At 44.0% G+C, this 15525-nt stretch carries 17 protein-coding genes; 4 read left to right on the forward strand and 13 right to left on the reverse strand.

The genetic code is table 11. The features are described from left to right. From ABXS85_RS07610 to bioB, 7 genes are all read right to left on the reverse strand, one after another. A complete protein-coding gene (locus ABXS85_RS07610) occupies nucleotides 1-1155 on the reverse strand; it encodes an ATP-binding protein (protein WP_353669440.1) in 1155 nt (384 codons plus the stop codon). Continuing rightward, nucleotides 1155-1625 carry a helix-turn-helix domain-containing protein gene (locus tag ABXS85_RS07615; protein WP_353669441.1) on the reverse strand — a complete coding sequence of 157 codons (471 nt, stop codon included), beginning with the start codon at nucleotides 1623-1625 and terminating at the stop codon, nucleotides 1155-1157. Before ABXS85_RS07615 ends, ABXS85_RS07610 begins: the two co-directional genes overlap by 1 nt. An 89-nt stretch (nucleotides 1626-1714) precedes the next feature. After that, entirely contained in the window at nucleotides 1715-2392 is a 678-nt protein-coding gene (gene bioD, locus ABXS85_RS07620) for a dethiobiotin synthase (RefSeq protein ID WP_353669442.1), read from the reverse strand. A gap of 14 nt (nucleotides 2393-2406) precedes the next feature. After that, on the reverse strand, nucleotides 2407-3231 hold the full coding sequence (bioC, locus tag ABXS85_RS07625) for a malonyl-ACP O-methyltransferase BioC (protein ID WP_353669443.1): 825 nt from the start codon (nucleotides 3229-3231) through the stop codon (nucleotides 2407-2409). Further along, on the reverse strand, nucleotides 3215-4015 hold the full coding sequence (locus ABXS85_RS07630; RefSeq protein WP_353669444.1) for an alpha/beta fold hydrolase: 801 nt from the start codon (nucleotides 4013-4015) through the stop codon (nucleotides 3215-3217). Before ABXS85_RS07630 ends, bioC begins: the two co-directional genes overlap by 17 nt. Nucleotides 4016-4027: 12 nt before the next feature. After that, the gene (gene bioF / locus ABXS85_RS07635; RefSeq protein ID WP_353669445.1) at nucleotides 4028-5209 is read right to left on the reverse strand and encodes an 8-amino-7-oxononanoate synthase; all 1182 of its coding nucleotides are present in this window, start codon (nucleotides 5207-5209) and stop codon (nucleotides 4028-4030) included. Further along, nucleotides 5193-6281, reverse strand: coding sequence for a biotin synthase BioB (gene bioB, locus ABXS85_RS07640; RefSeq protein ID WP_353669446.1), 1089 nt, complete (start codon nucleotides 6279-6281; stop codon nucleotides 5193-5195). The genes bioF and bioB overlap by 17 nt, the downstream gene beginning before the upstream one ends. A gap of 306 nt (nucleotides 6282-6587) precedes the next feature. Between bioB and ABXS85_RS07645 the strand changes: the two genes are divergently transcribed. Together ABXS85_RS07645 and bioA are read left to right on the forward strand one after the other, a co-directional pair. Beyond that, the gene (locus tag ABXS85_RS07645) at nucleotides 6588-7070 is read left to right on the forward strand and encodes a hypothetical protein (RefSeq protein ID WP_353669447.1); all 483 of its coding nucleotides are present in this window, start codon (nucleotides 6588-6590) and stop codon (nucleotides 7068-7070) included. Nucleotides 7071-7138: 68 nt separating this feature from the next. Further along, on the forward strand, nucleotides 7139-8428 hold the full coding sequence (bioA, locus tag ABXS85_RS07650) for an adenosylmethionine--8-amino-7-oxononanoate transaminase (protein ID WP_353669448.1): 1290 nt from the start codon (nucleotides 7139-7141) through the stop codon (nucleotides 8426-8428). A gap of 60 nt (nucleotides 8429-8488) precedes the next feature. Here bioA and ABXS85_RS07655 read toward each other — a convergent pair whose 3' ends face one another. The 6 genes from ABXS85_RS07655 to rpsF all read right to left on the reverse strand — a co-directional run bounded on the left by ABXS85_RS07655 (nucleotide 8489) and on the right by rpsF (nucleotide 13607). Continuing rightward, nucleotides 8489-10042 (reverse strand): methyl-accepting chemotaxis protein, encoded by a 1554-nt coding sequence (locus tag ABXS85_RS07655; RefSeq protein ID WP_353669449.1) that lies wholly within the window; start codon nucleotides 10040-10042, stop codon nucleotides 8489-8491. Between the two features lie 63 nt (nucleotides 10043-10105). Then, entirely contained in the window at nucleotides 10106-11482 is a 1377-nt protein-coding gene (gene dnaB, locus ABXS85_RS07660) for a replicative DNA helicase (RefSeq protein WP_353669450.1), read from the reverse strand. 121 nt (nucleotides 11483-11603) lie between these two features. After that, nucleotides 11604-12047, reverse strand: a complete 444-nt coding sequence (rplI, locus tag ABXS85_RS07665; protein WP_353669451.1) for a 50S ribosomal protein L9 — start codon at nucleotides 12045-12047, stop codon at nucleotides 11604-11606. A 19-nt stretch (nucleotides 12048-12066) separates the two neighbouring features. Then, entirely contained in the window at nucleotides 12067-12930 is an 864-nt protein-coding gene (locus tag ABXS85_RS07670; RefSeq protein ID WP_353669452.1) for a hypothetical protein, read from the reverse strand. 18 nt (nucleotides 12931-12948) lie between these two features. Next, entirely contained in the window at nucleotides 12949-13179 is a 231-nt protein-coding gene (gene rpsR, locus ABXS85_RS07675) for a 30S ribosomal protein S18 (RefSeq protein ID WP_013662377.1), read from the reverse strand. A 23-nt stretch (nucleotides 13180-13202) separates the two neighbouring features. Continuing rightward, nucleotides 13203-13607 (reverse strand): 30S ribosomal protein S6, encoded by a 405-nt coding sequence (gene rpsF, locus ABXS85_RS07680; protein WP_353669453.1) that lies wholly within the window; start codon nucleotides 13605-13607, stop codon nucleotides 13203-13205. Nucleotides 13608-13846: 239 nt separating this feature from the next. Between rpsF and ABXS85_RS07685 the strand changes: the two genes are divergently transcribed. Further along, nucleotides 13847-14599 (forward strand): MipA/OmpV family protein, encoded by a 753-nt coding sequence (locus ABXS85_RS07685; protein WP_353669454.1) that lies wholly within the window; start codon nucleotides 13847-13849, stop codon nucleotides 14597-14599. Between the two features lie 11 nt (nucleotides 14600-14610). Further along, on the forward strand, nucleotides 14611-15507 hold the full coding sequence (locus ABXS85_RS07690; RefSeq protein WP_353669455.1) for a DMT family transporter: 897 nt from the start codon (nucleotides 14611-14613) through the stop codon (nucleotides 15505-15507). The last annotated feature ends 18 nt before the right edge of the window (nucleotides 15508-15525 follow it).

Below are 15525 nucleotides of genomic sequence, written 5' to 3' on the forward strand. Positions count from 1 at the left end.
CTATACCCTTATAAGAGGAATGGTTAAACTGGCCGTTGTCCCAGCCCCTTCTATACTATCAATTTCAAACTGTCCATGATGAGCACGAGCAATGGCCTTAACCACCATCAACCCCAACCCAGTGCCATGCTGTTTGGTTGTCACAAAACCTTCTTGAACATGCTCTAAATGCTGTTTTGACATGCCCACACCACGGTCTTTAAATACGAATTGAACGCCTGCATTTGCTTCTCGCCAAGCCAACTTAACGACACACGCTTGCGCTTGTGAATCTATGGCGTTATTAAGCAAATTTAACAGCGCACCAATCAGCGTTTCCTTATTACATTGAATCACCTGATTCGAAGTAAAATCACTTCCTGAAGCTTCCAAAGTCGCATTTTTTTGTTCGCATACTTCTTCACATTGGCTTATCAATTCATCAATAAACTCATTAATAGATAAGGTTTCATCCAATTTAATTTCACTACGTGAAAAAATCAGCATATCACGAATTTGCTTTTCGATATTAGCTAATCTATCCACCAGTTTATTGGCAAAATTTTGACGCATTACTGGCGCCAAATCCGCTTTTTGTAAATGCCCAGCATACAAAGAAGCCGAGGATAATGGTGTTCGTATTTGATGTGCTAAAGCGGCTACCATTTTTCCCATATTGGACAGTCGCTCATGATGATTAAGCTTCTTTTGCAACAAGTAGGCTTGCGTTAAATCCACCAAGATCACCAATTGACCCGGCACATTTCCCAAAGAGGCCGTTTCCACACGCACTCTTCGACCAGTCACCATAGTCACATCATGACCATCGTCTTCTTGAGGTCGGAAGCTAAGTGGTACCACTTCTCCCCAAGACTGTCCAATAAGAGGCAAGTTAAAAAGTTTTTCTGCTACCGGATTTGCCATCACAATCAGGCCTTCCTCGTTTAGCAGCAACACCCCAACTGGCATGGATTCAAACAATTGCTGAAACTGCAACACCAGCACACGGTTTTTATCTTGTTCCTGTCGCTTATCCTGCTCCACTTGCTCTAACTGCTGATGCAAACGCGCCACTTCTTGCTGCAAATCAAGATAAGATTTTGTCAACACATCGGAAGATTCAGAGAAAGCCTTAAAAGCGGCTTTTAATTCCGCTATTTCTTCATCTTTAGTCACTAAAACTCCGACTTATCAATATTGTAACGACGCATTTTTTCAATCAAGGTAGTACGCTGTATCTGCAAATTTTGCGCCGCTTTTGATACCACCCCTTGGGTAGAGACTAAAGCCTGACGAATCAGAAGCGCTTCCAAATGACGGACATGCAAGTTCAAATTCACCCCTGAAGCCTGAGGAAAGGTATGCAATTGTTTAATTTCTTTTAGAATGGAAGAAAAAGCTTGGGAACGCCAGGGCAAAGGGCAAAACCAAACATTTTCAACTTCGGTAACCAATGTATCCTCTCGCAACGAAATGACTGGAATCATTTCGTCTAATTCAAATGATTCAACTTGACGACCAAGTACCGCAAAATCCGGCAAATCAAACGCCGTTAGAGACGTGCTGTGCTCAATACCAATAAAAGTTAATATACTGGAAACACTGGATATTTCGTCGTTATTTAAACCACATAACCAAGCCTTCACCTTAGCACCCCAATTATCACCTTATTATCGTGCATTTATATCTCGTATTAATGCGCTTTTATCCAAGACTTTCAAGCATTAAGAAAAAATTATAAATTTGAGAGTAAGTTATCAAACTCTTGCTCAACAACTTCAACACTTTGAGCATATGACAACTCCCCCATTAATGGTGCAGGCAAGATGCTCTTTAAAGTTTGCAGATTTTCTTCGTAGCAAGGCATTTGAGAATCAGCGCTGTTAGCGACCCAACCTGCTAAATTCAAACCATCACGGATAATGGACTCTGCCGTTAAAACGGCATGATTAATACAACCTAACTTCATATTCACTACAAGGACAACAGGATAACCGAGTGATCGAGCGACATCAGACAGCATTTCTCTATCATTTAGTGGTACTCGCCAGCCACCAGCACCTTCTACTAAAGCCAGTTCATGTGGTAACAACAAAGCACCTTTTATAAAACCCTCTAAACGCGCAGCAGTGACCAATCTTTGTTCTTGTTGTGCTGCAATATGAGGGGCAATAGCCGCCTCCAACAAAACAGGGTTCACTTGTTCATAGGCCAACTGCACACTGTTTGCTTGCATAATTTGATGAGCATCTTGATTACGCCATGCGCCCTCTATCATTTCCGCTCCTGCCGCCACAGGCTTTAACCCCATAGCCTTTAAACCTGCTCGCTTGGCTGCTAACAATAAACCAACGGTAAAATAAGTTTTACCTGCGTCCGTGTCGGTTCCCGTCACAAAAAAACGTTTTTTCACACTAACCTCTTTATTCAATTCGCTCGCTTTTGCGCCACCACAAAAGCCACTTGATAACTAAGCGGAATACCTTCTGGCTGACGTTGCTTTTCATAAGCCTGTAAAAAACGCTTCCAAGTAGAAGGTGACATGACACTTTGCTCTGCCCCGACCATACTGGCACCGACCTTACGCAATGAGGCTACAGCTTGCTCAGGACTATCAAACCACATACGCACTGTGTCGTGACAAAGGGACTCTAGATGCCAACCCTCTTGCTCTAGATAATCTTGAAGGACTTGCCGAGGGACGTATTGATGCACATGATTTGTTTCATCAACACCTTGCCAGGCCAAATCAATTTCAGGCATAGAATCTGACAAGAGTGTGGTAAAAACAAAATAACCATGCTGTTGGCTGGCTTTATATAAAGCCTGAAAAAGCGCATTTGGTTGCAAACACCATTGCACAGCCAAATTAGAAAAGACCAATGACAAGCTAGCTTTGGCAAAGGGCAAAGACTCTGCATCAGCACACAAATAATGGATTTTATGAGCAAGATCAGGACAATCTTGCTGCACACGCTGGCGAGCTTGCAATAGCATGCTACTTGACAAGTCCAACGCCAAACAATGAGAAAAACTATGCTGTGTTACCAATAATGGCAAAGCCGCTCCCGTACCTGAGCCTAGATCAACTATCCGATCAAAATTCTGATTTGGAAGCATAGCAAGTAATCTATGCATTACTTCTAACTGGAATTGAGCATAACGATCGTACCCCACAGCAGCACGATCAAAGCGTTTTGCGAGCTGCTTTTTAAAAGCCGCCGCAGAAGTCATATCAGGGGTTATTAGCATTGATAAAATTTTCAACCATTTGCACACATGTGGCTTCATCTTCTAAAAACGCCTGATGAGCACATTCCGGCAAGACTAAACTCTGCTGTAAAGGATTCACCTCAAGCTGCTGCAAACAGTGAGCTGATACTAAGGCGTCCCGTCCACCGAATAGATGCAAATTCGGTACATCCAATAAAAACAATTCGCGACGCACATCCAAGGTTTTCAACAAACGCAAACCACCTACCAACGCAGCTTTATTAAGATTATTCATTGGCAACAAAGCTTGTAGTTGCTTCACCAATGCTCTCTCGTTCTTTGCTCCCTTGGATTGCAATGTCACAAAGCGTTTTAGACCTTGTTCAGGCTGCTCAGCGATAAGATTGGCAAAGGCATCAAAATCCGCAAGAGACATGGCATGACCCCAACCGTCTCGCTCTACAAAGCTTGGCGCACTTGAGAAGGTAATCAAACCTTCAACACAGCTGGATCGACGAGCCGCCACATAAGTCGCTATCATGCCTCCAAGTGACCAACCCAACCACCACGCACTATTTGGTGCCACTGCGATAAGTTGCTCTGATAAGGCGTCAATGTCGTAATTTGGACCAATACGTGTTTTTGAAATCCATTGCTCGTCCAATGAAATACCCGGCAAGTTCGCTACAACGACGTAAAAATGGCCACTCAAACTTTTCGCAAAATCCGCCATAACTTCTTTCGGCATGGCCCATCCAGACACCATAAATATGGCTTGTTTAGACTCGTCACCAAAAGCTTGGGTTTCAATAGGTGTGCGCATCTTGTCCCTCAATTATTTAGCCGTTAATACTCGCTCAAGTGCATCACATAATAACACTAAATCTTGCTTGGAGTGTCCAGCGCTCAGGGTAATTCTCAATCTCGCTTTGCCCTTTGGAACCGTAGGTGGGCGAATCGCCGTACACCAAATAGCGGATGCTTTAAGCTGCTCGCTTACCGCTAAAGCAGTCGCACTGTCACCTATCACTATGGGCTGAATCCCTGTCTTAGAAGGCATCAAATCGACTGGCAAATCTGACATACGCTGACGAAAATAAACAATATGCTCTGCTAACACTTCTCTTCTTTGTTGGCCTTCATCTGAGCAAATCAACTCAAGAGCTGCCAAACTTGCACCAGCAGTGGCAGGAGACATAGAAGTGGTATAAATATATGGGCGCGCGAACTGAGTTAAATAGTCAGCAAAATCATTATTTGTGGCCACAAAAGCCCCTGCTGTACCAAATGCCTTACCAAATGTCCCAACTAATATTGGCACTTGCTGCATGCCCAAATTATACAGCGCTAAACTACCTCGTCCTTGCGCTCCCAAACAGCCTAATCCATGAGCATCATCTACCATCAAAGTCCAATCTAACTGCTCAGCCAAAGATGACAGCTTATCCAATGGCGCAATGTCCCCATCCATGCTAAATACGCCATCAGTCACTAGTAAACCTGATTGCAGCTCTTTACGCATACGCTGCTCGGCACTGGCTGCATCAGCATGCAAATATCGACGCAGTGGCGCCTGCGCCAATTGTGCGCCATCAATTAACGACGCATGATTCAATTTATCCTGTACCACAGGTCTTTGTTTGCTGGCTAACGCCGAGATCACGCCCAAGTTCGCCATGTACCCTGTACTGAATAGCATAACCCTTTGATACCCAAGCCAATCCGCTAACGCCTCTTCTAATGCCTGGTGAACCCCTAGATGACCCGACACCAAATGAGAAGCTCCACCACCGACGCCATATTCGCTGGCGCAAGATTGCATGGCTTTAATAAGGTAGGGATGATTGGCCAAGCCAAGATAATCATTTGAACAATAGGCAGTGTAGGCTTGCCCTTGAATCTGAGTATGAGGAACCTGAGGACTGTCTAGTGTAACAACTTGCCTCATTAAATTGCCTTGACGTCTCTCATCCAGAGCCGCCAAGACCCAGTCAGGCGTATTAGACACTGGCTTCATAGAATAGCTTAGCGTCTTCTTGTTTAGCTGCTTGCGCAGTAATGGCTTCTACCATCTCTTCGTCTGAGTGCTCTTCACGCTTTTCAGGATTGATGCCCAATTTTGCGAATAACGCCATGTCTTTATCCGCTTCTGGGTTACCTGTAGTAAGCAGTTTTTCACCATAGAAGATAGAGTTAGCACCGGCCATGAAACATAGAGATTGCGTTTGCTCACTCATGCCCTGACGTCCTGCCGACAAACGCACATGGGACTTCGGCATAATAATACGTGCCACAGCAATGGTTCGAATGAATTCAAAGGTATCTAAATCGTCTACATTTTCAAGGGGTGTGCCTTCTACTTTCACCAACATATTAATGGGCACACTTTCAGGATGAGGCTGCATTTGAGATAACTGTCGCAATAAGCCAACACGATCTTTTTGCTCTTCCCCCATCCCCATAATGCCACCACAGCATAACTTAATGCCAGAATCCCGCACACGAGATAATGTGTCTAATCTATCTTGATAACTACGAGTGGTGATGATGCTGTCATAAAATTCAGCCGAAGTATCTAGATTGTGGTTGTAATAATCCAAACCCACTTCTGACAAACGTTTCGCCTGATCATCGTTCAGAGTTCCCAAAGTCACACAAGACTCCAAACCAAGAGACTTAACACCTTTGATCATCTCCAACACATAAGGAAAATCTTTCTCGGAAGGGTGTTTCCAAGCCGCTCCCATACAAAAACGGCTAGCGCCTTTTTCCTTCGCTAAAGCAGCTTCTTCCAGCACTTTTTGCACTTCCATGAGTTTTTCTTTCTCTAACTCAGTATTGTAATGACCGCTCTGAGGACAATATTTACAATCTTCTGGACAAGCGCCCGTCTTAATTGACAAAAGGGTACTGACTTGCACTTCATTAGGAGTAAAATTCTCTCTATGGACAGTCTGAGCACGGAACATCAAATCCATAAAAGGCAAATCAAATAAAGCTTTCACCTCGGCATGAGTCCAATCATGACGAGGCTCACTAGATAAAGTGGAAGTGGTGTTAGTTAGTGACCCTGTGTTATTAACAGACATAATTCCCTCAGACATAAAATATTTGGAGCAATACTAATGGACTGGAAATTGCTGTCAACTACTAAAATCGACAAGGTTTACCTTAGTGTATTTTTTAACCTGTGCTATTTATGCCAGAAAAAGCAGGCTTTCCCAATCTGTTTACATTGCCGCAGTGGGTTTGAAAAGAACATTACCTGCTGTCAAAAATGCCGTAAGCCATTTGCTTCACAACACCCTGAAGAACAAAGACTTGTGTGCGGTGAATGTCAAATAAAACCACCCAGCTACGACACATGCTTTGCCCCCTATCTCTTTACTGGCAGCATGCGCACATTAATTCATCAAACCAAATTCCACCAACAAGTGCACTTTATTCGCCCATTGGTGCATCTACTTAGTGAACACCTTCTGAAAGCTTATCAGAATCAAGCTTGGCCAAAACAATTACTTTTCGTTCCAAGCCACCCCAAACGCATTCGCGAAAGAGGCTTCTGCCAGACACAATTGATCACCAAACAGCTTGAACAAGAATTACGACAACAAACTCAAAACGCACCTCGACTGCCGACCTATAACCCAATCCACAAAATACAACACACAGAAGCACAGCACTTACTTAAACGCAAAGATCGCCTTAGTGCACCAGGCAATAGCTACCAAATCCTTCAACCTATCGCCGAGCATATAGCCTTGGTTGACGACGTCATGACAACAGGTAGCACGATAGAAGCAGTATGCCAATCACTTAGGCAAGCTGGTGCAAAACACATCGATGTTTGGATTATTGCCAGAACAGCGGACAGATAAAAGTGAACTCTGGTCATTTTGTGCTGCTTTGTTTAGTATTCCGGCAGATTCAGCAAAGGCACTTTTTCATGCAAACCAAGCGCACCACACAAGACTATCTTGACCTCGACAAACAGTTACTCTGGCACCCCTACACTTCGATGAGCCACCCAAGCCCCCAATTTTTGGTTGAAAAAGCCGAAGGATGTGAAATTACCTTGAGCACAGGTGAGTGTTTAGTCGACGGCATGTCTTCTTGGTGGAGCGTCATTCATGGCTATAACAACCCCACGATAAATCAAGCCATTGAGGAGCAATTAAAACAGTTTTCACATGTGATGTTTGGTGGACTGACCCATAAACCGGCCATCAAGTTAGGGGAGAAACTCATTGAAATAACACCCGAGCCATTACAGCGAGTCTTTTTCTCAGATTCAGGCTCGGTTTCCGTTGAAGTAGCCCTAAAAATGGCCATTCAATATTGGCACACGCAAGGCAAGGCAAGTAAACAATTCTTTGTCACTCCGCGCAGCGGCTACCATGGCGACACCTTTGCTGCTATGTCTGTTTGCGATCCTGAAAATGGTATGCACAACCTTTTCACAGACGCTTTAACACAACAATTTTTTGTCTCACCTCCACCAACAGGACTCCATACACCAATAGATGAAAATTACATTGCCGAAATACGTGACATGTTTTCACAGCACCATCAAAAAATTGCCGGTTTCATCATTGAGCCTGTCGTGCAAAATGCTGGCGGCATGCGCTTCTATAATCCTGACTATCTAAATACCATTCGCGCTTTATGCGATGAGTTCGATATCTTATTAATTTTCGATGAAATCGCCACTGGCTTTGGTCGAACAGGCAAACTCTTTGCCACAGAACATAGTCAAATTTGCCCCGATATTATGTGCATTGGCAAAGCCTTAACAGGCGGATATATGACACTGGCAGCCACCTTAACCAATGATAAGGTAGCGCTTGGCATCAGTGAGAAAGACGGTGTGTTCATGCATGGCCCAACTTTTATGGCCAACCCACTAGCCTGTAGTGCAGCAAACGCCAGCTTAAAACTTTTACTGGAAGGAGCTATCACAGAGCAAGTTAAGCAATTGGAACTCTGGTTAAAAACCTCATTAGAACCCTGCGAAACCCTAGACCAAGTTAAGGAGGTTCGCTGTTTGGGTGGCATTGGAGTGGTCGAGCTGAAAGAAGCCGTCAGTCTTCACAACATACAGCCTAAGTTTGTTGCTCAAGGCGTATGGATACGGCCCTTTGGCAAACTTATTTATCTAATGCCTCCTTATGTCATAAGCAAACATCAGGTTGAGCAGCTTGGAAAAGCCATTTATCAGGTTATCCAAGATAAATAAAAAAGCCCCCTAGCTCTTATTACACAGCTAAGGGGCTTTCAATAAGAGCTATATAAATGCTTATTGCTTCATACGTTCAGCAAGATTTCCTTGCTCATAAGCTTCTTCTTCAATATGCGTGATATTTAACACAATATTTTCAGCTCGTTCTATGCTGTTTACGCTCAACTCATCCACAGTCGTCATTCTTTCATTTAAGTTACGCGCAACATTCGCTTGACCTTCAGAAGACACATTAATTTGCGCGGTCATCTCTACTATACGTTGTACTGAGATTTCTATTTCACTCATCTTTTCAGCCACTTGATTGACACTATTCACCCCTTCCTGAGCCACCAAGGTGCCCTTATCTATGGTTTGGGTGACTTCAGCAGTGTGCTTCTTCAAGGCTTCAGTCATACCATGAATGCTTTGCGTGGCAGTTTGCGTTCTAATGGCAAGCGCTCTTACCTCATCGGCAACCACTGCAAAGCCGCGCCCCGCTTCACCAGCGCGCGCAGACTCAATCGCAGCATTAAGCGCAAGTAAGTTTGTTTGTTCTGCAATATCACTAATGGAGTGAACCAATTCGTTAATTTTGTCGCTTTCTTCTGCCAGAATGGACACCACCTGTTTGGCATCAGCAATTTCACGATACACCTGATCAATCGTCGTTCCGGTTTGCTGCGCCAAATGACGGCTTTGTTGCGTCAAACCACCCACCGCCTCAGTCGCATCGACTGCTACCTGAATGTGAGACGCCACTTGAGTCACACTAGTCAACAATTGCGAGCTGGCAGCCACCACATCCTGAAAAGTCGTACGCTGCTTAGTAAAGTTTGCTAAGTTGTTAGTAACGCTGGCCTTAGCAGCGGAGGCACGTTTACTAAGATGATTAGCACCTTCTTTTAGACGATAGCGAAATGTATGCGCTGCAGCTTCTTGATGGATTTTTTCAAAACGAATGGCAGCTTTAGCTCCCACAGAATGGCAATACAAATATTGACCAATAGGGTTTCTCGCTTCTTCAGAGAGTACAGACACCAAACGCCGCACAGATTGAGCTTGAGAGTAAACATAACCTGCCCCCAGCAAAGCCACGACTATTGCCAATACTTGATAAATAATATTATCAGTGAACAAAGCAAGCACCGCCAAAAGAGCAAATGCCAAGATGGCAGGCCAAATAGCGTTGGCAAAATGCGATGCACTCTTTACTCGCCAAGGCAGCAAACTTTTACCCGCATTAATTCTGTCATACATGTTTTGCGCATGGTGCTTTTCAACTTGCGAGGCTTTGCGGCGCACTGATTCATAACCAATGACTTTATCACCATCCAAGAGCGGACTGACATGAGCACTCACCCAGTAATGATCGCCATTTTCACAGCGATTCTTTACTATCCCCATCCAACTATGCCCTCGTTTAAGGTTTGCCCACATATCCGCAAACACGGCTGAAGGCACATCGGGATGACGGATAATATTGTGCGGCGCACCTATTAAGCTGCCCTCATCATAACCAGCCACTTTACAAAAAGCCTCATTGACAAAAGTGATTCGCCCTTTTACATCCGTACTAGACACCAAAATATCGCTTTCAAGAAAGTCATTCTCCTTTCCAGTTATAGACATTTTACGCATCTTCATCCCTCGATTTTTGTTATTTTTTCTGCCAATAGATATCAGTGGCTATCTCTACTCATCATCAAAGTCGCGATAAGCGTCCGGCGCTAAGTCCTCAAAGCGGGTAAACTTACCTACGAAAGCGAGGCGACAGGTTCCTATCGGGCCATTACGCTGCTTACCTATGATAATTTCAGCAATACCTTTGTGAGGCGTGTCTTCATGATATACCTCATCACGATATACGAATGAAATCACATCAGCATCCTGCTCGATCGCACCAGATTCCCGCAAATCCGAGTTCACTGGACGTTTATTAGGACGATTCTCAAGGCTACGATTAAGCTGGGACAAAGCCACCATAGGACATTCCATCTCTTTAGCGATGGCCTTTAGAGATCGAGAAATCTCCGAAATTTCATTGGTCCGACCTTCGGTAAAGCCTGGTATCTGCATCAACTGCAAATAGTCGACCATGATCAAGGCAACGCCGCCGTGCTCTCGAGCGATTCGACGCACACGAGAACGCATCTCTGTTGGACTAATACCACCTGTATCATCGATGAATAACTTTCGGTCTTTGAGCATTTTAACCGCGGACATCAGCTTGTCCCAATCTTCTTGAATCAACTGACCTGAACGCATACGGGTTTGGTCAATTCGACCGAGTGACGACAACATACGCATCATTAATTGTTCGGCCGGCATCTCCAAACTGAATACGATAACAGGTAAATCACTGATCATCGCGGCATTTTCTACCAAGTTCATGGCAAAAGTGGTTTTACCCATAGAAGGACGACCCGCTACGATGACCAAATCCGCTGGCTGTAAGCCAGCCGTCATGGCATCTAGGTCGGTGAAACCTGTACTCAATCCGGTAATGGCGCCATCTTGGTGATATAATTCATCAATCTTATCCACCGTCGCACTAAGAATATCAGAGGCAATTCGGGGGCCGCCCTTTTTCTCACCACCTTCAGCTATTTGGAATATTTTTCGTTCTGCCTCATCAAGCACTTCTGCCGCTGTCATACCCTCTGGATGAAAAGCACGGGAAGAAATTTCATTGGTGGTGCTAATAAGGCGACGCAGTACCGAGCGCTCTCGAACAATGTCTGCATAAGATGCAATATTAGACGCACTTGGCGTGGCTTCAGCAATCTCAATCAGATACGCCATACCACCAATGGACTCTAAATCACCACGCTTATCTAAACGCTCGCCTATGGTCACCACATCCACAGGTTCAGATTCATCCGCCAATCTCGCGATAACCGAAAAGATAAGCTTGTGTTCGGGTCGATAAAAATCATCCGCTATGACCAGCTCAGACACTTTTTCCCAAGCTTGTGGGTCCAGCATCAAACCACCAACCACAGAACGCTCAGCTTCGATTGAATAGGGAGGCAGCTTTATTGCCGCTACTTCTGAATCGTCTAATTGCACGCAACAACACCTGTAAGAAAAGGTAAAAAAACAAAAGATTAGCTTATCATGGCAATAAAAAAAGGGCATCTCGCAAACTGCAAGATGCCCTTTTTTTTGACAAATAATTTCGCTTAGTAAATTATTCAGCAACCACTGCTAGTGTCACAGTAACAACAACTTCAGAGTGAAGTTGCAAATCGATCTCGAAAGAACCTGTATGGCGGATTGAGCCTTCAGGTAGACGAACTTCTGCTTTAGCCACTTCAACTTCTGCAGAAATCGCTTCCGCGATGTCACGTGTACCAATGGAACCAAACAGCTTACCTTCGTCACCAGCATTTGCTGTAATGGTGAAAGTTTTGCCTTCTAGTGATTGCGCACGTGTTTCAGCAGCCGCTTTACGCTCTGCCGCCTGAGCTTCAAGTTCAGCACGACGCTCTTCAAAGCTAGCCAAGTTAGCTTTTGTAGCCATTACAGCTTTTTTGTTTGGAATCAAAAAGTTACGAGCGTAGCCTGGTTTAACAACTGCAACGTCACCAATACCGCCTAGCTTGTTTACTTTGTCGAGTAGAATAACTTCCATCTCGATCACCTCTATTTAATCATTCGCTATCATTTGAGTTGGACGCTTTATCTTGGATTTTAGAACGTATATCGACAAAACTGTCTATCACACTAAGTGCCACTAACAGATTGGCAAAATACACATTCAGGATAAAAAATCCCACCAAATAAAATGCGATCAGTCCAACAATCCCAATTTCTTTTTTTGCTAAAATACCGTGTACTAATGCAAGGCCAGGTAAAACCAATGCTGGTACAGCCGCCAGAGACAACACGCTAAATGCACCCCCAACACTTTCACCAATTAAAATCATAGCGCCCAGCACTAGACTGAATGCCAAAGGCATTCTTAATTGATGAAACTCTGTACGCAAACCACCAGGGTTGTAAAGTGCTGCCTGCCATTTTCTAGCCAGTAATAACGCTAATACCGCAATCACTGCTTGAAAAATGGATACTGCCATTACCGCTTGAGTAAATATGGCTGATCGAGCAGGAACCTCTACCCCTTCTCGCTGCAAAACCGTTTCAACTAAGTCAACTGCAAAGTTCATCACGTTTGCCATGAGCAGTGGCTGAATCAGGGTACTGATACAGGCAATAAAACTGCCGATCAACAACACCCAACTCCATGACGTTGTGCGCCTTAATATATAAGCTAACAAAGTCACGTCCAGCATTACCATTAATGCCGTTGCATCCCCTTGCAGCATCCAGATCACTAAACCCGGTAAACAGCCCCAAGCGAAAACAGATATTCCTTCTTTAACACCTTTACGAAGTACCACTAGACCTAAAATGGCCGCAGCCAACCAGAACATGACAGGGATCAAACCAAACACCATAACACCAATAATGGCATTAAGACGTTTCTGCATTACCCATTTGGCTAAACCGCTCATTAGTGTACTTCTAGCCTATTAATTAAAGTGGCTGTCAGTGTAAGGAAGTAAAGCAATATAGCGAGCGCGTTTGATTGCAGTCGCTAGCTGACGCTGGTAACGAGCCTTAGTGCCAGTGATTCGGCTAGGTACAATTTTACCAGTTTCAGTAATGTAACCTTTAAGTGTGTCTAGATCTTTGTAATCGATCTCTTTAACGCCTTCTGCTGTAAAACGGCAGAACTTACGACGACGGAAAAAACGAGCCATGAGTGTCTCCTAATTCAAATAGATTAATCTTCAGATTCTTCAACAGTTTCTGCAGCAACTTCAGCATTACGTTCTTCACGCTGTGGTGCAGAACGACGCTCTTCGCGACCTTCAGAAGCCTTGATAGGAGAAACAGCAGTAACCGCTTCTTTACGACGGATCACCATGTTACGGATGATGGCATCGTTGTAGCGGAAAGTGTCGTTTAGTTCAGACAAAACACTTTCAGAACACTCAACGTTCATTAGAACATAGTGTGCTTTATGAATTTTGTTGATTGGGTAAGCAAGCTGACGACGACCCCAATCTTCGAAACGGTGCACTTGACCACCATCTTCAGTGATTAGGTTAGTGTAACGCTCAACCATTGCTGGTACTTGCTCGCTTTGATCTGGGTGAACCAGAAAGACGATTTCATAATGACGCATTTAAGCTCCTTATGGGTTCTTAGTCTCCACGCTTCCCCTGTTAAAAGCTGTGAGACAAGGAGTATTGATTTACAGGGACGCGAATTATATAGCAGAACTGATTAAGAAGTAAACGTATTTAAAGACTATTTACGACACCCTAGGCAAAGCGAATTCGACCGTTTTACAGGTCTAGTAAAAGAACATAAAATCATGCCATCTTTTACTGTTTTTTATTACGGATTATAGGGAACGAATACATGAATTGTCGCTCATTTCAGCCTTCTTTAAGCGTCGTTGCCACTTGTCTATTATTGACATTTTCGGCCTCAAATCATGCCGCTGGAAGCATTGGTATTATGGGCGCTTTGTCCGAATCTATCTACACAGATACTGACTCAGATGCGCAAGCCTTACCCAACATATCCTATGAAGGAGAGCGTTTTTATTTCAAACTCCCTGAAATTGGCTACCATGTGATCCCCGAGAGCAAAATGCAGGCCTTATCAGTAGGACTATCTTATCAATCTGCTGGTTTTGATCCTGATGATTCAGATAACAGCGACATACGTCTTCTTGATGAGAGAGACGATAGTGTGATGGCATTTGCGGAATACCGCTTTGGCTTATTAAACACGCAAATAGCCCAAGACATAAGCGGAGAGCATGATGGTTACTCTGTTCAACTGTCCATTGGTCTTCCTCTTCCATCTGGTAACTGGGTATTCATTCCCTCTATTAGTCATCAGTACACCAGCAGTCAAATGAGTCAACATCTGTATGGAGTTTCTCAGGCAGAATCGAATCGTACATCAGGACGTCTAAGCGCCTATCAAACCGGTTCAACTTCGCAGAATAGTATTGGCCTAAGAAGCATTTACAAAGCATCTCAACAAACCAATCTGATGCTCGCTATTAATCATACTGTCTACAGTGACAGCGTTTTTAACAGCCCAATTGTGGATAAACGAAGAAAAACCTCTTTCCTTGCAGGGATTATTTACAACTTCTAAGGCCAAACTTTATGCGCCCATTAAGCAATAACACCAAAGCATTGCTCTTTGGTCTGCTCACTGTGATTTTATGGTCAACCGTCGCCACAGCCTTTAGTTTGTCTCTTAAAAGCTTGACCCCCACACAACTTTTACTCATAGCTTGCGGGATGTCCTTGGTTTTTTTACTTTGTTTGCTGACCCTGCAAGGTAACCTTGGCGAATTAAGAAAAGCGGCCATATCTTCTTGGCGCACTTCTTTGTTTTTTGGCACCATCAACCCTTTTATTTACTACCTTATTCTTCTAAAAGCCTACCAAATTTTACCTGCACAAGAAGCCCAGGCTATCAATTACACTTGGGCCATCACCCTTAGCTTTATGGCTGTGCCAATTCTAAAACAAAGCCTTCGCTTACCAGATTACATCGCCGCAGCCAGCTGCTATTTTGGAGTGTTGTATATTTCCACCCGAGGCGAGGTGAGCTCTTTGGAGTTTTCGAATTTGGTAGGTGTGGGTTTTGCTCTATTCAGCACATTTATTTGGGCGCTTTATTGGTTACTTAACACCAAAGACACACGCCCAAGCCAAATTGGTCTCACTCTTAATTTTGCTTTTGCCTTGCCCATCATCTTTGTTTACGCAGCCGTCACTGGTGAATTAAGCAATTTAAAAACCGAAGGTATTTGGGGCGCCATCTACATAGGCTTATTTGAAATGGGGCTAAGCTTTGTTTTATGGAATCACGCCCTAAAACTCACTAGCAACACCAGCCAAGTCGCCAATCTCATCTTTTTGGCTCCCTTACTTTCTATTATTTGGCTTTCTCAACTTGCCAACGAACTAATTTTACCCTCGACCCTGATCGGCTTAGCCTGTATTTTATTCGGCCTTTTCATACAAAACTGGGCCAAGCGCAACAAAGCCTAAAACAAAAATAAAGGAACC

Source organism: Marinomonas sp. THO17 (genome assembly GCF_040436405.1).
In the GTDB taxonomy this organism is placed as follows: Bacteria; Pseudomonadota; Gammaproteobacteria; order Pseudomonadales; family Marinomonadaceae; genus Marinomonas.